The organism is Teretinema zuelzerae (assembly GCF_021021555.1).
Classification (GTDB): Bacteria; Spirochaetota; Spirochaetia; order Treponematales; family Treponemataceae; genus Teretinema; species Teretinema zuelzerae.
Window position 1 is genome coordinate 580,738 of record NZ_JAINWA010000003.1, and the last position, 17,657, is coordinate 598,394.

The 17,657-nt window shown below is 57.1% G+C and carries 16 protein-coding genes and 2 tRNA genes; 6 read left to right on the forward strand and 12 right to left on the reverse strand.

What is annotated here, in order from left to right:
• The 6 genes from K7J14_RS09875 to K7J14_RS09900 all read right to left on the reverse strand — a co-directional run bounded on the left by K7J14_RS09875 (position 1) and on the right by K7J14_RS09900 (position 6,932).
• Positions 1 to 894: a DUF4384 domain-containing protein gene (locus K7J14_RS09875; protein WP_230755739.1), complete on the reverse strand. Its 894-nt coding sequence runs from the start codon at positions 892 to 894 to the stop codon at positions 1 to 3.
• Between the two features lie 239 nt (positions 895 to 1,133).
• Positions 1,134 to 1,207 (reverse strand) — tRNA-Val (locus K7J14_RS09880).
• A 91-nt stretch (positions 1,208 to 1,298) separates the two neighbouring features.
• The gene (locus tag K7J14_RS09885; protein ID WP_230755741.1) at positions 1,299 to 1,583 is read right to left on the reverse strand and encodes a PG0541 family transporter-associated protein; all 285 of its coding nucleotides are present in this window, start codon (positions 1,581 to 1,583) and stop codon (positions 1,299 to 1,301) included.
• The gene (locus K7J14_RS09890) at positions 1,570 to 4,686 is read right to left on the reverse strand and encodes an efflux RND transporter permease subunit (protein ID WP_230755743.1); all 3,117 of its coding nucleotides are present in this window, start codon (positions 4,684 to 4,686) and stop codon (positions 1,570 to 1,572) included. Before K7J14_RS09890 ends, K7J14_RS09885 begins: the two co-directional genes overlap by 14 nt.
• On the reverse strand, positions 4,683 to 5,669 hold the full coding sequence (locus tag K7J14_RS09895) for an efflux RND transporter periplasmic adaptor subunit (RefSeq protein WP_230755745.1): 987 nt from the start codon (positions 5,667 to 5,669) through the stop codon (positions 4,683 to 4,685). Before K7J14_RS09895 ends, K7J14_RS09890 begins: the two co-directional genes overlap by 4 nt.
• Entirely contained in the window at positions 5,670 to 6,932 is a 1,263-nt protein-coding gene (locus K7J14_RS09900; RefSeq protein ID WP_230755747.1) for a TolC family protein, read from the reverse strand.
• 155 nt (positions 6,933 to 7,087) lie between these two features.
• On the opposite strand from K7J14_RS09900, the gene K7J14_RS09905 reads away from it, so the two are divergent.
• The 4 genes from K7J14_RS09905 (at position 7,088) to K7J14_RS09920 (ending at position 9,896) form a co-directional block, all read left to right on the forward strand.
• Complete coding sequence (locus K7J14_RS09905) at positions 7,088 to 7,792, forward strand: response regulator transcription factor (RefSeq protein WP_230755749.1); 705 nt, start codon at positions 7,088 to 7,090, stop codon at positions 7,790 to 7,792.
• Entirely contained in the window at positions 7,789 to 9,150 is a 1,362-nt protein-coding gene (locus tag K7J14_RS09910; RefSeq protein ID WP_230755751.1) for a HAMP domain-containing sensor histidine kinase, read from the forward strand. The genes K7J14_RS09905 and K7J14_RS09910 overlap by 4 nt, the downstream gene beginning before the upstream one ends.
• A 159-nt stretch (positions 9,151 to 9,309) precedes the next feature.
• Positions 9,310 to 9,696, forward strand: a complete 387-nt coding sequence (locus tag K7J14_RS09915; RefSeq protein WP_230755753.1) for a desulfoferrodoxin family protein — start codon at positions 9,310 to 9,312, stop codon at positions 9,694 to 9,696.
• A gap of 118 nt (positions 9,697 to 9,814) precedes the next feature.
• Positions 9,815 to 9,896 (forward strand) — tRNA-Leu (locus tag K7J14_RS09920).
• Positions 9,897 to 10,092: 196 nt separating this feature from the next.
• Here the strand turns inward: K7J14_RS09920 and K7J14_RS09925 are convergent.
• The 3 genes from K7J14_RS09925 to K7J14_RS09935 all read right to left on the reverse strand — a co-directional run bounded on the left by K7J14_RS09925 (position 10,093) and on the right by K7J14_RS09935 (position 11,327).
• Positions 10,093 to 10,293, reverse strand: coding sequence for a hypothetical protein (locus K7J14_RS09925; protein WP_230755755.1), 201 nt, complete (start codon positions 10,291 to 10,293; stop codon positions 10,093 to 10,095).
• A 105-nt stretch (positions 10,294 to 10,398) separates the two neighbouring features.
• Complete coding sequence (locus tag K7J14_RS09930) at positions 10,399 to 11,067, reverse strand: SdpI family protein (RefSeq protein WP_230755757.1); 669 nt, start codon at positions 11,065 to 11,067, stop codon at positions 10,399 to 10,401.
• On the reverse strand, positions 11,064 to 11,327 hold the full coding sequence (locus K7J14_RS09935; RefSeq protein ID WP_230755759.1) for an autorepressor SdpR family transcription factor: 264 nt from the start codon (positions 11,325 to 11,327) through the stop codon (positions 11,064 to 11,066). The genes K7J14_RS09930 and K7J14_RS09935 overlap by 4 nt, the downstream gene beginning before the upstream one ends.
• Positions 11,328 to 11,487: 160 nt before the next feature.
• Between K7J14_RS09935 and K7J14_RS09940 the strand changes: the two genes are divergently transcribed.
• On the forward strand, positions 11,488 to 11,721 hold the full coding sequence (locus tag K7J14_RS09940) for a type II toxin-antitoxin system Phd/YefM family antitoxin (protein WP_230755761.1): 234 nt from the start codon (positions 11,488 to 11,490) through the stop codon (positions 11,719 to 11,721).
• The gene (locus K7J14_RS09945) at positions 11,718 to 12,092 is read left to right on the forward strand and encodes a type II toxin-antitoxin system VapC family toxin (protein WP_230755763.1); all 375 of its coding nucleotides are present in this window, start codon (positions 11,718 to 11,720) and stop codon (positions 12,090 to 12,092) included. Before K7J14_RS09940 ends, K7J14_RS09945 begins: the two co-directional genes overlap by 4 nt.
• Positions 12,093 to 12,120: 28 nt before the next feature.
• Here the strand turns inward: K7J14_RS09945 and K7J14_RS09950 are convergent, their stop codons facing one another.
• Genes K7J14_RS09950 through K7J14_RS09960 form a run of 3 tightly spaced genes read right to left on the reverse strand, consistent with a single transcriptional unit; the run spans position 12,121 to position 17,627 of the window.
• Complete coding sequence (locus tag K7J14_RS09950) at positions 12,121 to 14,565, reverse strand: putative bifunctional diguanylate cyclase/phosphodiesterase (RefSeq protein WP_230755765.1); 2,445 nt, start codon at positions 14,563 to 14,565, stop codon at positions 12,121 to 12,123.
• A 32-nt stretch (positions 14,566 to 14,597) separates the two neighbouring features.
• Complete coding sequence (locus tag K7J14_RS09955) at positions 14,598 to 15,053, reverse strand: response regulator (protein ID WP_230755767.1); 456 nt, start codon at positions 15,051 to 15,053, stop codon at positions 14,598 to 14,600.
• A 39-nt stretch (positions 15,054 to 15,092) separates the two neighbouring features.
• Complete coding sequence (locus K7J14_RS09960; RefSeq protein WP_230755768.1) at positions 15,093 to 17,627, reverse strand: PAS domain S-box protein; 2,535 nt, start codon at positions 17,625 to 17,627, stop codon at positions 15,093 to 15,095.
• Between the last annotated feature and the right edge of the window lie 30 nt (positions 17,628 to 17,657).

The following is a 17,657-nucleotide window of genomic DNA, read 5'->3' on the forward strand; positions in this document are numbered from 1 at the left end:
TTACTTTTTCTCCGGATAGGTTGAGATAATCATTTCCGCGCGGCTCCACGACGCCTTCTCAGGCGATGAAAGGGCTGAGTCGAGGGCTTTAACGAAAAAACCGCGGGTGACTGCGGCGAGGCCGGGAGACGCTCCGTTGACCTCCAAAAGCGACGAGAAGGCGCTGTGCAAGCTTGACTCCTCCGTGCAGGCGATGGCCTCGATGCGGTCGTCTCCCCACGGTTCGGTCGCGACCAGGGCGAAGGTCGACTGAGGCGGCGGAATGACGACGGTCTCTCCAGCGCGCACGGCCGACCCCTCGTGGTAGGAATTCGGAAACAGGAGAATAGTGGTTCCGTCGCTCTGATGGTCCAGAAGGATCAGATGGCAGTCCCGGTCTGCGGTCACCGCGAATGAAATCGTTTCGCCGCCTACGACCACGGATCTCCCGCTTACGGGAGCGAGACTGAGCGAAAATTCCCGCGGAATCTTCGCTTCGATTTTTTGAAGATCCTGAACCGAAGAAAGAGAAGCCTCCCAACGCGTCAAAAGGAGCTGCTGTTCGGAACGAGGGTAGCGGACCATCACCCAGGCCTTCCAGTTTCTGCCGAGAAGCTCGGTGCCCCGATCGGTGATTTCGCAGGAAAGGAGCGCAAACTCCCGGGGAGGCACGAGGCCTGCCTCGCGGATCGCCGGCGTAATCCCGATGCGGTTCATCAGCATGGAACGGGCCGCGTCGAACGCCGCGGCCACCGCTTCCTGTTCGGTTCTATAGCCAGACGCCGACGCCGGTTCGTAGAGATACAGGTCGTCGTCCCGGTGAGGGCTGTCCCACCACCACGGCTGTCCGGCCTGTACTGGAGCAGTATATAGAGCGAGTAGAAAAACGATCAAGGGAATCGCGCTTTTTTTCATTGATCTGCATCTCCCGGATTTTTTGTGTGATTCGAGTATACAACGGTTTCGGGGCGAGTTCCATACGCAAAGCGAAGGGAGAAGTTCGTTCGGTTTCTCTATACCTACCGGTAGGTATAGAGAAACACCGTACAAATTCCCCAACAAGGTCTCGTCCCCGGACTCGCCTCCCGGATTTCCGGGCATTTGAGCTGAAAAATAAAAAAAAAAGACTGTTTCAAAAGAAACAGTCTTTTTCGTGGGCAATACTGGGATCGAACCAGTGACCCCTACCATGTCAAGGTAATACTCTAACCAGCTGAGCTAATTGCCCGGGTCGCGCCGGAAGCCGAATCTCGGCTCCTGAATGCTTGAACACTATATCCAATCGCATTTTTTTGGTCAATACCCCGGGCTTAAAAAAATCACTCCATTGCGGGAACGTCGAACTGGGCGATCCCCTCGCGGGGAAACCGCTCCCGGACCGATGTTACCGCCTTCCGGGCAGCGGGAAAATCGTCGTCTGAAAGATAGGCGATCAAAATGAAATTAAGCTCGGGCCAGGTGGAGGTTCCCAGTTTTCTGTCGCGCTCTCCCCTTCCCTGCGCCTGCGGAATGACCGTATACGCAAAGCCGGGAACCGCGAGTTCAAGAGCCTCTTCCAGCTCCTCCCTGACCGACGCGTTCGCAATGATTTCAAGCCTGTGCATGGGAAGCCTCCTGTGCGCCCGCTTTAAAGGCGCGATTGTTTACTATCGAATAGAGCACCGGGATGAAGAACAGAGTGATGAGTGTCGCCGACGCGAGGCCGCCGAACACCGCCAGCCCGATGGGCTGCATCATCTGGCCGTTCGCCGATGGAAAAAACGCAAGCGGAAACATCCCGAGCAGGGTCGTCAATGTCGTCATCAGAATCGGCCTGAGGCGCGAAACCGCCGCGTCGACGATGGCCTGCCGCATGGGAACTCCGCGGGAGGCGAGCAGATTCGTCTGGTCGACGAGAATGATTCCGTTGTTTACCGCGATTCCCACGAGCATGACGAAGCCGAATGCGGTGAACATCGACAGGTTCTGCCCGGTCAGAATGTATATCGCGACTACTCCGATAATCCCCAAAGGAATGGTGAACAGATTGATGAAGGGATCCCGGAACGATTCGTAGGTTCCGGCCATGACGCCGTACACCAGCAAAATCGCCATGACGATGATGACGAGGAATACCGACCCGGTCTCCCTCACGCTCTTCCACGAGCCCTCCCAGGAAAGAGAAACGCTTTCGGGCAAAATAAGGGTTTCGTCGATGGCTTGTTTAATCGCTTCTTCTACCTGATCCGCCCGGCTGTCGGACAGAATATCCGCGGTGATATGAATCACCCGCTGCTGATTTTCCCGGTTGATGCTCACCGGACCGACTCCCTTTTCCAAACGGGCGAAATTCGCTACCGCGATTCTTCCGGAAGTCCCCTGTACGAAGATGCGGTCGAGGTCGGGAATGCTCGAGCGGTCTTCGTCTTCCAGGACGAGCGTGACCGAATATTCCTTGCCCTCCGATCGATATACCGTCGCCGTAATTCCCTGCACGCTCGCGTTGATTTCGTTCGCGACCGATGCGACGTTCACGCCGAACGAATACGCCCGATCCCGGTCGATAACCACTTCCACCTGGGGAAGGCCTTCCGTCAAGTCGATGCTCGCCTCGGAAACCTCGGGGATTTTTTCCTTCATGAGGGAGGCTATGGAGCGGGCTGCCGCCAGGCCGATGTCAAGATCGTCGGTTCTCAGCGCGATGTCGATGTCCGAGCCGGTCATCTGCCGCATCATTCCGGCGGAGAAACTGAAAGTAACGGACGGATATTCGTCGAAATGAGAGCGGAGCTTTGCCGTAATATCGTCGGCCGAATCGATCTGTTCGTCGGCGTCGGGAAGCTGCACGGACAGGCTTCCCTTATAAGAAGCGTTTCCGGAAGAAAACCCTCCGCCCGAGCCGACGCTCGTCACGATGGACTCCCATCCTTTTGTTTCCTCGCGGACTATTGTTTCAAAAGCGCGAAGCACCGCGTCGGTTTCCTCGAGCTTGGTGCCGATTGGAAGGCTGACGTTCAACGTGATTCCTTCGTCGCGCATATTCGGCATGAGCACGAGATTCAGCTTCGTCGTGAACGCAAGCGAAACCGTCAACAATCCCGCGACGACTATCGCCGTAGCTTTGCGGCGGCTCAACAGATGCGACACCGCGCGGCCGTACCACAATCCGAGCTTCGACAGAATTTTTTCGATTGACTCGTCTGCAGCCTTGAGCACTGGATTCGTCAGCGGTTTTTCTTCCCGGGTCGCCGGCGGAAGAAATTTTCCGGCCAGGACGGGAACCAGGAACATCGCGACGAAGAGGCTCGAAACGAGGGCGAAGATGATGGTGAAAATAAGATCGGGAATCATCTGGCCGATCATCCCCAGTTCGCTTTGAAAAAGGATGATGGGAATGAACACGCAAACCGTCGTGAGGTTTCCGGCGACGACTGACGACAGCACTTCCTGCGTTCCCAGAACCGCCGCCACGGAGGCCTTCGTTCCGCGCTCACGGTACTGATGGATGTTCTCCAAAACGACGACGGACGAGTCCACCACCATGCCGACGCCGAGAATCAATCCCGTCATGGTCATCATGTTCATGGTGATTCCGGCGAACTTCATCGCGAGCAATGTGATGAGTATCGAGAAGGGAATCGAAATTCCCATTATGAGCGTGCTCTTGAGGTTCCGCAGAAACAGCATCAGAACGAGCATCGCGAGAATCGCTCCCTGCAAAGCCGATTCTATCAGAGAGTTCACCGTGTTGCGAACCTGTTCCGAGTCGTCGGAAATGACGTCGAGGGAGATGCCCGCCGGAAGTATTCCGCGAATCTCCTCGAGCTTCGCGTAGACCGCGTCCGCTACGTCCACCGTGTTCGCCGAGCTTTGCTTCGTAATCGACACGTAGACTCCGCTTTCTCCGTTCACATAGGCGTAGGAGCTTACGTCCCCGTATCCTTCGAACGCGCGGCCCACGTCCCTCAGGCGGACCACGTAGCCGTTCCTCTCCGCCACAATCGTATCGTTGATCTCGTCTATGCCGGAAAATTCCCCGACAGTCCTGATGATGTAATTCTTGGAGCCCTCGCCGATCTTTCCGCCGCCGAGCTCCAGGTTCTGCGTCGCGAGGGCGGAGGCCACCGAGGTCATGGTAAGCTCGTACGCGTCCAGCCGATTCTGAGAAATCTCGACGCGGACGATTTTATCGCGTCCGCCTGACACGCTCACGTTCCCGACGCCGGAAGCCTGCAACAGCCGGTCCTCAAGATAATTCTCGGCAATCTCCTTGAGGTCCTCCGGACTCCTGTCGCCCCGGACGGCGATCTTCATAATCGGCATCATGGAAGAGTCGAACTTCATGATGGTCGGCGTTCCCGCTTCGTCGGGGAGCGCGCCCTTCACCCGGTCGAGCTTGTCGCGCACGTCGTTCGACGCGGACTCGAGATCCGTCCCGTAGTCGAACTCGAGCCTGATCATGGAGGATTCCTCGCTCGAGGTCGAGGTGATCGCGTTAAGACCGCTCACCCCGGAAAGGCTGGTTTCCAGCGGCGAGGTGACGGATTTCTCTACGGACTCGGGGCCCGCCGAATCGTAGCTCGTGGAAACCATGAGCACCGGCATCGTCATCTCGGGCATCAACCCGATGGGAATTCCCGATAAGGTAAAAATGCTCATGATTCCGAGAAGGGCGAATACGATGAGAGAGAGAACCGGGTGTTCAGATACTTTTCCGGAAAAACTCATGATTCGCCTCCCAGGGAAGAAGCCGGGTCCCCGATGACTTTTACGGAAGCACCGTCGGAAAGAGAAACGATTCCTTCAACCGCGACGCGCTCTCCGGCTTCGAGCCCGGAAGCGACGACGGCTCTTCCGTCCACCGTTGCGCCGACGGACACATCCCGCCGCGATACGGTGGAATCGGCGTTGACCACATAAAGATAGTTTTCGCCTTCCCCGGCAAGGAGGGCGCTTTCGGGGACGACCACCGCGTTTTCGTTCACCGTGGTATAGAGTTTGACCCGGGCGAACATTCCCGCGTTGATGCGGGCGTCTACCGAATCGAACGCAAGACGGATTTCCTTCGTGCGGGAAACAGAATCAACCAACGGCGAAACAGAGGCCACAGTCGCGGCGAAGATTTCTCCGGGATAGGCTTCCACTGAAACTTCGGCTTTCAGCCCGTTTTTAAGCATGCCGACGTCGCGCTCGGGAATCCTGGCGCTCACCTCAAGCCGGCTGATGTCCCCGATCACGGCGACTACGCTCGAAGCCGAAACCGTCGAGCCTGCGGTAAGCGGAAGGGATGTCACGGTGCCGGAAATCGGCGCGAGAACCTGGCTGATCGCATAGCTCGCGCCGGGCTTCGACGGATCAATTTCAGCGATCGCGTCTCCCTTGCGAACGAACGATCCCAAACCGGCCCGCAGAGATACAAGCCTTCCGGCGATGTCTGGATACACCTCTACGGTGTTGTCCGCTTCCACGTCGCCGTTTGTTTCAATATACGAACGCACATCCGCTATTTCCGCGGCAACGGCGGTGATCCGGAACGACGACGCTCCGGCGGCCGCCCTCGCTCCTGACGGTCCGGCTCCGGGCCGCGTTCCCGCTGCGGATCCGCTTCCCGCAGGTCCGCCGGCGGAAGCGCCGCCGTTTTTCGGCATCACGATAACGAGGGCCGCCGCCGCGGCGAATGCCGCGATCAATACGATGTTTTTCAGTTTCATTTATTTCCTCCCCAGGGTTCCGAAGGGAACTCCCGATGCGTATTCAAGTTCAAGAACAGCCGCCAGGAGCGCATAAGACTGTTGCTTCAACGAGGCCTCAGCCTCCTTCAAGGAATCAGCTGACGACTGCAGGCTTAAAAGATCCTTCGCGCCTTTGAGGTACGCTTCCTCCGTCAATTGATAATTCCGCTTTGCTAGTTCCACGGCGGATGCGCGGGCCGAAAGACTGCTTTTCGATTGGGCGATGCTGCGCAAGAGAGACGAGAGCTCTAGTTCGGCCGAGAGCCGCTCATCCTCGAGCTGAATTTCAAGATCCGCCTGGGCATCGGCCGCAGTCCTGATCTGCTCCGCCCTGGACGAAAACGGCAGGAACGAATCCAGGGAAAGGGAAACCGATGCCGTCAAAGAAGCAGACTCGGTCCATTCGGCGCCCGACGACAAAACCCTGCTCGGATTCATAAGCGCCGAAAGCGAAACAGACGGTAGCCGATTCGTCATAACCGCGCCCTTAAGAGCAGATTCGGCCGCCTTCACGCTGTTTTCGAGCAAGGCGACAGAGGCGGACTGCGCGTCGAGGCCGTCCGCATCGATGTCCCCGATGCCGAGAGCTTCGTCGAGGCCGCCTTCAAGCGCTATCTCATCTGCAGGGTCGATGCCGATCGCCTGTTTGAATGAATCGAGAGAATTCGCGTAGCTAGTCTTGGCGGCTTCATAGTCGGGGACGAGAGATTCGAGCTCGACCCGGGCGGAAAGGGCGTCCACCTCGGGAACCAGGCCTGCATTGCGCTTTTCCAGAGTTTGCTCGTACCGCGCCCGGGCAGTTTCGATAGAGCCTGAAAGGAGTTCAAGATATTCTCGCTGATACAGAAGCGAATAAAAGGTTTTCCTCACCGCGAGCTCGACGTCGCGAAAAGCCTTTTCGCGCGAAATGCGCCCGGCCTCAAGATCGAGCTTCGTCTGTTCAATATCCGCAAAAAGCGCAGGCGAAAGCGTCAACGAAGCAGAAGCGGTCACGCCGACGACCTCCGCAGAGTTCGCCGCGTTTTCCGTCCATGAAGCTCCGACGGACGCCGTAGGCAGAAATTCGTTCCATGAGTTCGCCTCTTTCCGCTCCGCCGCCTGCAGGGAAAGGGCGCTCCGCCTGACCGACGCGTTGTTTTCAAGCGCCGACGCCACCGCGTCCTCAAGGGTCAACGTACGTTCCGCGGAAAATAAAACCGCTCCGGCAAACGCGATTGCCGCCGTAAAAATCAGTTTTTTCAACTGAAACCTCCTGTCGTTAGTACGCGGTAAACATACCCCGGACGACAGGAGAACAGAATGAACAGAGCCTGAACGCTGAATAACTTTTTGTTATATACGGGTTTCCGGGCAGGCAGAAAGATTGCGTGAAAAGAGAAGTTCAGTATACTGAAGGAGTGAAAACAAGAATACTTATAATAGAAGACGTCGCCGAACTCGCGGAGCTCGTCAGCCTTTACCTTGAAAAAGAAGGCATGGAAACCCTGCGTTGCGAATCGGCGGAAGAAGCTCTTGAACGCCTCGACGGATGGAAGCCGGATCTCGTCGTCCTCGATCTGAATCTGCCCGGCATGAGCGGCTTCGATTTCCTGAGCCGATACCGCAAGACTAACTCCGGTCCCGTCCTCATCGTCTCTGCGAGAAACGCGGACGAAGACATAATAGAAGGATTAAGCGGAGGAGCCGACGAGTTCGTCTCGAAACCCTTTTCCCCCCGCGTCCTCGTCGCCCGCGTTCGAGCGATGCTCCGCCGCGCACAGGATTCCGGGACGGAAGCGCGGAATGCCCGCGAAATCTCATTCGGACCCTTCGTCCTCGATGCCGACGCGTGCATCCTCAAAAAAAACGGAAAACGGATTCCCCTCTCGGCCAAGGAATTCGACGTGCTCTTCTGCCTCGCATCCTCTCCCGGAAAAGCGCTCTCCCCCGAACTGATCTACCAGACCGCCTGGGACAACGCCTACGGGGATCTAACCGCGGTCGCGGTCTACATCCAGCGGCTGAGGAAAAAAATCGAGGACGGAAGCGGGATGCGCTTCATCGAAACGGTGCACGGCAAAGGCTACCGCTTCGCGCCGGAAGGAGACGGAGAAGAACAATGAAAATACGGACGCAGTTCGCGGCACTTATCATCGGCATCATTCTGGTTCCCTTCTCGATCATGGTGGGAGCCCTCGTCTTCAGCTGGGCGCGGGAACCGGAAAGAATTCTTATTCCCGGCTATAAGGAAATAAGCGAAATAGCCGGAACCGACATCGATCCGGAGCAATGGAGGGAGCTTGCGAAGATTCTTGAACGGAGGCCGGCAGCGATCGAGAATCTCGTACTCGGAGCGAACCAGACCATCCTCTATTCCGGCTTTGCGCACTACGATGCCGGCCGAACCTTCGGCTACGAGGATTTGTTCAATCTGATGCGGGATACGAGCCATCAATATTTTTATCAGCTCGACCGCCCGACAGAAAAAGGAACCGACGAAGAAGCTTCGAACTTCCTCGTCGTATCCCGCGTCATGCGGAAGGAACGCCGCCCGCCCGACCATATCACGATTCTGTTCAGGGGAATGTCCCTTGTCTTTTTTTCCATACTCGCCTTCTCCCTCGCCATGAGCAGCGTAATCGCGAGATCCATCACCAGATCCGTCACCCTCCTGGACGAACACACCCGGCGCATCGCCTCCGGCGAGCTCGACCTCGCGCTCGAAGCACGGGGAAGCAATGAAATCACCTCCCTTACCGATTCCTTTAACAGAATGCGGCTTGCCCTCAAGGACGCCCAGGTCCGGCGGAACCGATTCATCATGGGAGTCAGCCACGATTTGAAGACTCCGCTCGCCCTCATCAAGGGATACGCCGAAGCCATCTCGGACGGACTCGCGGAAGAACCGGCAAGCAGGGCAAAAGCCCTGGAAATCATCGGAACGAAGGTCGCGCAGCTTGAAGGCATGATCGACGACCTCATCGGCTTCGTAAAGCTCGACTCGGGGGAATGGAGGCAGAATCTCCGCCTCCAGAGCGTCGGCCCCCTTCTCAGGGATTTCGCATCGCGGTTTTCGTCCGACGCGGAGCTTTACCACCGCACGGCGCTCGCGGACATCAACATTCCGGACGACATCCGCGTTCCGCTGGACGATCGGCTATTCGTCAGGGCGCTTGAAAATCTTGCCGGCAACGCCCTCCGCTTTACGGAAGAAGGCGGCACCATACGCATAGACGGACTCGTCTCGAAAGGCCTCGTCAAAATCAGCGTCTCAGACGACGGCATAGGCATTTCGGCGGAAGACCTTCCCCGCATCTTCGACCTCTTTTATCGCGGCACCGCCTCGCGCAGGGAAGAAGGCATGGGCATGGGGCTCGCGGTAGTGAAGACGGTCGCGGACTCCCACGGATGGGAAATCCGCGCCGCCTCCGAACCGGCCAAGGGAAGCGTGTTTACGATCGAAATTCCGTACGATGCCTGATCTCCGGATCAACACGCCGGCAAGTTCGCCCTATGCAACAAATCGCTCGCGAATCGCCATCTTTTATTTGCCTTGCGGCGGAAAAACCCGTAGACTAACTATATGCGCTAAAATAACGCGCGAAAGCCCAATACCCCAACCGTTAAAAAGGAGAAGAAAATGAGCACAGAACCGAAATTCTACATCTGCAAACACTGCGGAAACCTGGTGGGAGTCATCCATGAATCAGGCGTGCCGATAGTATGCTGCGGAGAAAACATGACGGAAATCAAGGCGAACACCGTAGACGCCGCCAAGGAAAAACACGTACCGGTCATCACCGTATCAGGCTCCACCGTCACCGTGGCTGTCGGCTCAGTCGAACACCCCATGACCGCCGAACACTACATCCAGTGGGTCTACATCGAAACCGAAAAAGGCGGCCAGCGCAAATCCTTCAAGCCCGGCGACAAGCCCGTCGTATCCTTCGCCCTCACCGCCGACGACAAAATGGTTGCGGCCTACGAATACTGCAATCTCCACGGCCTGTGGAAGGCGACCGTCTAACAGAAAAAAGGAAAAAGCAGATGCGGGTTTTTCGATTTTCGGGAAACCCGTATTGACTTTTTTTTTGCCCTTTGATAAGTTATCACCGTTGACGGAACGCAAGTTCCTGACGCTGAATGCGGCGATGGTGGAATTGGTAGACACGCTAGCTTGAGGTGCTAGTGGGGCGACCCATGGAAGTTCAAGTCTTCTTCGCCGCATCCACTTAAAAGTCCTTGCTTTGCAAGGACTTTTTTATTTTTTGCCCAAAACCTGCAATCCGGACAAGAATCAAGGCCGAGGCAGGACGCATCACGATCGGCGGAATGCAACGCGCGGAGCCCCCGCGTACGAGAGTCCTTGCAGGGGCGACTCCCAGTTCGCCGGCATGAGGCGGCGAGACGGATTGCGACCGGCTTACTGCAACCCTGTCGTTTTGGAAAGAAACAACTGCAGCTCGAACACGTTGTCCATGGCAAGTACGCGTTCAAACTTGTTGTAGTCCTTTCCGGACAAAACCGCTACCGGCTTGCCGCGCAAGCGAATTTCGGCCGTCTTGTCCTTTAGTTTCTTGTACGTAAAAGGTTTCTCGGTAAAGAGGGGATTTGTATCGTTCATGAGGCTCCTTGTCCCGAATCCGCAGATCGCTCGGCATCGGATTGAGTATACACCGGAAACAGGATTCAGGCACCGGCCTGGTCTGTCCGTGTTTTCGCTTTTGCTTCAATCTGTATTCTTTTTTTCTCCCCGCTGTTCCTTCTTCCAGAGAATCCACGAGTAGAAGCTTGTAGCGCCGATGAGTACGGCGAGGCCGAAGATCAGGGAGACGAAGCGGGCCGTGGGTGATATGAATACGCCGGCGACAAGAACGAGGCCGACTATCATAAAGAGGGCGCCGCCGAAACGGTGGGTTTTGGTCCACACCCGTTCGCTTGCGAGCGTCCAGGGGAGCCTGATGCCGAGGGTGTAGTTGTGCCGCACGCGGGGAAGGTAGTTGCCGATCACGATGAACAGTACGCCGATCGCCGCGGGAACGACGCGCGAGACGTCGGGATTCCAGAGATCGAGAGAGATCGCGATCGTCATCCAGTAGAGGCCGGCCATCAGGATCGTAACCATCGCCATGATGAGACGGTAGGACGGCCAGTGGCGTTCGTAGTTTTCGGATTTCGGGTCGAGCCGGGGAATGACGGCCGCAAGAACGATCATGACGAGCGGAAAGGCCGCGAGCAGGATGGACCAGGGTCGGCTCGCCCAGTTGTCGACCTGGCCCGAAGCGTTCCAGTGGAAGGGTATGGTTTCCGGAAGCGACGGGCAAATAGCGATCGAGGCCGCGAGCTGAACGATGGAGAGAGCTCCGAGAACCGCAAAAACCGGATCAATCTTTTTCATTTTACGTCTCCTTTAATCGAGTAAATCCATTCCAGCACATCCTGGAAAACAGTTGTGTTCAGGCTGTACACGCGCTGTTGGCCTGATTTCGCGCACTGGACGAGTCCGGCCTCCAGCAGAATGCCGAGGTGATGGCTCATGCTCGCGCCGGTGATCCCGAAGTGCGCGCCTATCTCGCCCGCGTTGAGGTCGCCTTCGCGCAGAAGTTCGAGCACACGCCTGCGGGTCGGATCGTCGAGGGCTTTAAACAGCTTGTTCATTGTCAGCGCCTCCTGTATTGCGTCTTTATATTTAGAAGATAATCTAAATATCTAAATAAAACAAGAGATTTTTTCTACTATCAGATTAAATTCCGGATATAAAACGTACGCATTGCCGGTTTAAACCGTACGTATTATACTGATAGAGATGGAGGATTATATGCAGTATAGCGCTACACGGTTGCGGCAGAACCTTTACGCCATATTGGACAGCGTGCTCGAAAACGGGCAGAGCATTGAAATTGAGCGAAAGGGCCATATTCTTCGCATTGTCCCTGAAGAGCGGCGTTCTATCTGGGACCGTTTGGAAGAGCGTAAAATAGTCAAAGGCGACCCGGAGGATCTGGTTTCAATGGACTGGACCGATACCTGGTCGGGAGTTGCCGAGCCGTGATTTTTATAGATACCCACATCGTCGTCTGGTTGTATCAAAAAGACAAGAACCGCTTCTCCGATCTTGCCCTACAGCTGTTGGAAAGCGATGATCTGCGCATTTCGCCTGCCGTTGCGCTCGAGATACAATATCTGTTCGAGACAGGACGATTAACCGAGCGCAGCCGGCCGATACTGGCATGGTTGGAGAGAACAATCCAGCTCAAAGAAGATCAAGCCGCTTTCAGCGCCGTAGTAGAAGCGGCTCTGGACGAATCCTGGACGCGAGACCCGTTCGACCGGCTGATTGTCGCTCACGCGAACCTCTATGGCGCGCCGCTTCTATCCAAAAACCGAACTATCAGGGAACGATACCGTCATGCCCGCTGGTGACGCGTATCCAGCCGTACCCTTCCCTCTTCTATTGCACCATCAGGCCGAGTATGCGCTCGGCGAGTTCCCGCAGTTCTCCGCAGCGGGACTCGGCCTCCGCGGCGCGGCCTTCGCCCTTCATCGCGAACAATTCGCCGGCGAGGCGGTGCGAGCGGGAATGCAGTTCCTTGATCGAACAAGCGGCGGCTTCGGACGGGATGTCTTCGGATTCGCGAAGCAGTCCGCAGAGGCGGCAGGTCTCATGGTCGAATAGGGATTGATCTTCGGCCGTTCCGGAGATGCGGCTTTCTACGGCGGAAGCCCATGAGCGGTGCTCGATGGCGGCTATCAGGTACGGAATGCGGTTTTTGGGCAGCTCCTTCAGATTTTTCCATGCAGGAGGGGCCTGCCAGGTTCCCATCCAGCCGGTAAAAGCCGCGGCCGGCATCGGACGGGAGATGGCGTAGCCTTGCGCCAGCTCACATCCCATGCACAACAGAATTTCCCCATGAGCCACGGTTTCCACGCCTTCCGCTATCAGATTCCTGCGGAACGCGGCCGCGAGCGCGACGACTCCGTCGAGAATCGCGATGTCTTCAGGATCGTCCAGAATATCCCTGATGAAGCTCTGATCGATTTTTATCATCCCCGCCGGAAGCTGTTTCAGATAGAGCAGAGACGAGTATCCGGTGCCGAAGTCGTCGAGGGCGAAGCCGACCCCGAGAGAGCGGCAGGTTTCCATCAGCGCGGAGACGATGCCGATATCGTCGAGGGCGCTCGTCTCGAGTATCTCGAGTTCAAGGTCGCCCGGAACGGCGCCGGGGTGGGCGGAGATCAGATCACGAAGCCGCGGCGCGAAATCGGGGTGCTGCAGCTGGAGGGCGCCGACGTTTACGCTGACGGGGATGCGCAAACCCTCCGCGCGCCAGGCTTCTATCTGGCCGAGAGCGGTGTCGATCACCCATTCTCCGAGCTCTATCGATAAGGGATGGTTTTCGATGATGGGAAGAAAATCCGACGGAGGCACAAGGCCGAGTTCCGGATGCTGCCAGCGGATGAGAGCCTCGGCTCCGATCAGCGCACCGGTATGCATGTTGACTTTGGGCTGGTAATACAGAACGAATTCGCGTGCGGCCAGGGCGTTCTGAATCCGCTTGAGGCTTTCATACCGGCCCCGGACGTTCCGGTCGTGTTCGGAGTCGAAGATATGGAACCTGTTTTTGCCCGACTGCTTCGCCTGGTACATCGCCTGGTCCGCCTGCCTGAGCAGCTGGTCGGCGTCGACTTCGTCCCGTTGCGGGAATACCGACACGCCGAGGCTGGCTGATACCCTCAGCGTGATATCGCCGACCGTTACCGGCTGCGCGGCGGCTTCGAGCAGGCGCGTCAGTATCGGAAGGCTCGCGTCTATCCCGTTCAGATCGACGAGAACCGCTACGAACTCGTCTCCTCCGAGCCGGGCGAGGGTGTCTCCCTCGCGAAGGGCCTGGGTCATCCGGGACGCGAGGGCGGCCAGCAGAAGATCGCCGGTTTCGTGGCCGTGCTCGTCGTTGACCGCCTTGAAGCCGTCGAGATCGAGATAGACGATGGCGATGTGCAGAGCCCGGCGCGGAGCCTGAGCCATGGCCTGCGTCATCCGGTCGGACAGCAGAAGCCGGTTCGGCAGCCCGGTAAGGGAATCGAAATGGGCTATTCTTTCCAGCTGGCTCTGGTATTCCTTGAGCGCGGTGATGTCGGAGAATTGCGCGATATAGTTGCCGGTTTCGCCGGAAGGAGAGCGCACGGAGCTGATGGTCAGCAGTTCGCAGAACACCTTTCCGTCCTTGCTTCGGTTCCACACCTCCCCGCTCCAATGTCCCTCTTCCGCAAGGGAACGCCACAGAGCCGCGTAGAATTCAGCGCCGTGGCGGCCCGATTGCAGCATCCGCGGATTTTTTCCGAGCGCTTCCTCGCGGCTGTACCCGGTAATTTCGGTAAACGCCGGGTTGACCTCGACGATGACTGCGTTCGAGTCGGTGATCAGGATGCCTTCGCTCGAATGGGTGAACACATTGGCGGCGAGGCGAAGCTCGTCTTCGGCCTTCGCAAGCTTGCGGTTTACGTCTATCGATTTGAAGATGCGCCCGACGACGGGAGGAAGCCGGTCGATGAGCTCCGTATCCTTGATGAGATAGTCGGCCGCGCCGAGCTTCATGATCGATACCGCCAGCTGTTCGTCGCCCTGGCCGGTCATCATGACGAACGGAAGCTCCGAGCCCGAGTCCTTGAGACGCCTGACCAGGTCTTCGCCGGTCATGTCCGGAAGACGGTAATCGAGAAGCATGAGGGCAGGATTCAGCCGTTCTATCGCGTCGAGGGCGGAGCGTCCGCTGCCGGCGGTTTCTACCAAGTATCCCTTCCGCATCAGGGCGCGCGAGGCAAGCTCGCAGAGGCCCTCGTCGTCGTCGACAATGAGAATCCAGTCGATCCGCGAATCTTTGCCGCTAGTCTCCATTATACCCTCTCAATGGCATCGATTGCTCTTCTTTATCGGTCGCCATGTACGCCGTTCAAGACGGGAACCTGAACGACCATCAAAAAAAGGCCGAGCTGGCGAACCGCGTTCACGAATGAATCGTATTCTACGGGCTTGGTTATATAGTTGCTGCATCCCAGGGCATGGCAGTTTTCAACCTCGCGGGGATCGTCCGTCGTGGTGATCATGACTACCGGCAATTTGCGCAGTTCCGGATGCGTTTTTATCTGCGCGAGCACTTCTGTTCCAGACATCTTCGGCATGCGGATGTCGAGAAGAAGTATATAGGCTTTGCCCGGTTCGCGATGCGCGCCTTCTCCGCGGCGGAACAGAAAATCGGAAATCTCCTGTCCGTCGCTGAAGCGCAGCACCGGATTTACGATTCCGGCCCGGGCAAGATTCTTCTTGATAAGATCGGCATGTCCGTCGTCGTCTTCCGCGATCAGAATTACTACTTCCTGATTCATTGCATTCTCCCCGTGTGCTGTTTTCATTTCACCCTTTGATTAATCGCCTTCGTTCTTGCGCGCCGGAGGCAGGGAAACGATGAAAACGCTTCCCGTGCCGAGCTCCGATTCGGCGCGGATCTCTCCGTACATCCGGCTCAAGGCCTGTCTCGCGATCGTCAGTCCGATGCCCTCGCCTTCAGATGCATCGGGATCGAGCCGGTGGAACAATTCGAAGACGTGCTCAAGATGATTCTGCGCGATTCCGACGCCGTTGTCCTCGACGCTGTATGTTGCCCGGTCTCCGGCGATGGTTCCGCTGATGCGAATTTTCAGCGGCCTGGCGGGATCCCGGTATTTTATGGCGTTGCCGATCAGGTTCGAAAAAACCTGAGTGACCTGCACCGCGTCCGCCCTGCACGGAGGAAGATTTTCCACGGTCAATTCGACGCCCAGATCCGCAATGGTGTAGGAGAAGGTTTCGATCAGCCGCTCCATGCAGCGGTTCATGTCGATATTCTCGAACTGCAGAGAAGCCCTTCCCTGCCGTGAAAGACGAAGCAGCCCTTTCAGAAGCTTATCCATCTGAGCCGCGCTGACCCTGATCCGGTTGATCGAACTTTTCATCTCCGGAAGTCCGGCGCTCAAGGCCTTTTCGAGCCCGTCCGAGCCGGTTTCCAGCGCGGTTTCAATATCTGCGAGGGAATATTCAAGTTCGCGGCTGTAGCCGTCGACGTTTACCAGCGGAGACCTGAGATCGTGCGACGCGACGTATACGATCTGCTCGAGCTCTTTATTCTTCGAGTCTATGATCGCCTGTATCCGCTTGGATTCGGAAATATCGGTCGTGATGGTCGCGAACCGGTTCTTGCCGGGCGAGACCACCGATACGGCGAAATGCTTGTCCATGGGAGGGAAGTACGTCTCGTAGTGGTAGGGTTCGCCGGTAACGGCCACGCGGGCGAACTCTTCCAGGTACGGCGGCGCTCCGGCTCCGTACACTTCTGTCGCGAGCCTGCCGACGGCCCGTTCCTTCTTGATGCCGGTAATGCGGGTGTACGCGTCGTTGCAGCCGATGATGCGATAATCGACCGGGTTGCCGGATTCGTCGAACACGAGCTCATGAAGGACGACCATTTCAGCCATCGACGCAAAAAGCGCGGCCAGCTTGGCTTCGCTCTCTTTGAGGGCTTGTTCGGCGATCTTCCTGCCGACGATTTCCCAGGTGACGTCCGCGAGGAAGGAAACGGTGCGTACGTCTTCGTCGGTGTAGTCGGACGGTTTATTGCCGATTCCGAGAATTGCGACGATCTTTTGATCCTTGATGACCGGAACGACGAGCTCGCGGACAACCGGCGCATGGCCCTCCGGCAATCCCTTCCGGTGCGGAAGCGAGGCGTAATCGTTATGCACGACCGGTTTGCGTTCGCGCACGCAGTCTACCCAAACGCCTGCGCGGTCGACGCCGTAGTGCATCCCATGGCCTTCGGTCCGGCAGAATTCCGCGAGCGTGCGGGTTGACCAGGCCTGCAGAGAAAGAGTCTTCTGGTCCTCTTCGACGAAGTGATAAAAACCTATCGGGCTCGCCGTCAGTTCACTTACTTCGTCGAGGGCCTTCTGCAGCACTTCTTCAAGCGAGTGGTTCAGGGAATACTCGATCAGGAGGATGCGAAGGTGCAGCATTTTCTCCGATCGTTTGCGCTCGGCGATGTCGATGCCGATGCCGGCGAAATACTGTTTTCCGAAAAGGGTCATCGGCGAGGCGGTAAAGTACATCGGGATCTTCGATCCGTCTTTTCTCTGAAGTTCGGCTTCCGCCTCGCCGAAGCCGGTTTCCATCGTCGTTTTGATGCCGGCAAGGACTGCCTGTTGGCTCTGTTCATCGTCCTTATACCAGTCGAGCAGCGTTTTGCCGGCCATTTCTTCCGCCGTATAGCCGGTCATCGCCTCGTGCTTCCGGTTCCATCTGACGATGCGCCCCTCGTAATCGTAGAGATACAATAAGCCGGGAACGCTGTCGAACACTGCGTCGATGAACGCTTTCTCGCGGACGAGATCTTCTTGGGCTCTCTTGCGCGCGGTTATGTCGTGAAAACTGACGAGGCTCGCCCATACCCGGCCGTCGACGTCGCGGATGGGAGCGCCGAATACCTCAAGCCATGTTTCTGTGCCGTCCGGCCGTTCCACGATCATATCGTCTATGTGCGATGACTCACCGTACATTCCCCGGATGATGGGCATTTCTTCCACCGGGTACGGCTCGGCGTTTCCCGGCTTATGTGCGCGGTATACGTCGGAAAGATTGTGCTTCGAGGCGTCGGCCAAAATGCCCCGACCCAGAAGGCGCTGAGCCGCCTGGTTGGCGATGATCGGTTTTCCGCTCTCGGCTTCTACCATGAATACGCCGCTGGAAAGGTTGTCGAGGAGCGTATTGAACAATTCCAGCTGGCGGTTCAGCGCGGACTCTCGTTCGCCGGCTCGCCGTTTTGTCCGCACGAATAATGCCAGCATCGCAGCGATCAAAAAGACGCACAGCAAGGCAAGGGCATACAAAAACGCTGTAACGGGAGAACCGTTGAAGCTGTCTATATTCATTGATTAAAGTATAGGGATTTTTTCACGCTT

Coding starts and splice junctions, on each gene's coding strand:
- K7J14_RS09875 (WP_230755739.1), bottom strand. CDS start 894: ATGAAAAAAAGCGCGATTCCCTTGATCGTTTTTCTACTCGCTCTATAT.
- K7J14_RS09885 (WP_230755741.1), bottom strand. CDS start 1,583: ATGCACAGGCTTGAAATCATTGCGAACGCGTCGGTCAGGGAGGAGCTG.
- K7J14_RS09890 (WP_230755743.1), bottom strand. CDS start 4,686: ATGAGTTTTTCCGGAAAAGTATCTGAACACCCGGTTCTCTCTCTCATC.
- K7J14_RS09895 (WP_230755745.1), bottom strand. CDS start 5,669: ATGAAACTGAAAAACATCGTATTGATCGCGGCATTCGCCGCGGCGGCG.
- K7J14_RS09910 (WP_230755751.1), top strand. CDS start 7,789: ATGAAAATACGGACGCAGTTCGCGGCACTTATCATCGGCATCATTCTG.
- K7J14_RS09915 (WP_230755753.1), top strand. CDS start 9,310: ATGAGCACAGAACCGAAATTCTACATCTGCAAACACTGCGGAAACCTG.
- K7J14_RS09925 (WP_230755755.1), bottom strand. CDS start 10,293: ATGAACGATACAAATCCCCTCTTTACCGAGAAACCTTTTACGTACAAG.
- K7J14_RS09930 (WP_230755757.1), bottom strand. CDS start 11,067: ATGAAAAAGATTGATCCGGTTTTTGCGGTTCTCGGAGCTCTCTCCATC.
- K7J14_RS09935 (WP_230755759.1), bottom strand. CDS start 11,327: ATGAACAAGCTGTTTAAAGCCCTCGACGATCCGACCCGCAGGCGTGTG.
- K7J14_RS09940 (WP_230755761.1), top strand. CDS start 11,488: ATGCAGTATAGCGCTACACGGTTGCGGCAGAACCTTTACGCCATATTG.
- K7J14_RS09950 (WP_230755765.1), bottom strand. CDS start 14,565: ATGGAGACTAGCGGCAAAGATTCGCGGATCGACTGGATTCTCATTGTC.
- K7J14_RS09955 (WP_230755767.1), bottom strand. CDS start 15,053: ATGAATCAGGAAGTAGTAATTCTGATCGCGGAAGACGACGACGGACAT.
- K7J14_RS09960 (WP_230755768.1), bottom strand. CDS start 17,627: ATGAATATAGACAGCTTCAACGGTTCTCCCGTTACAGCGTTTTTGTAT.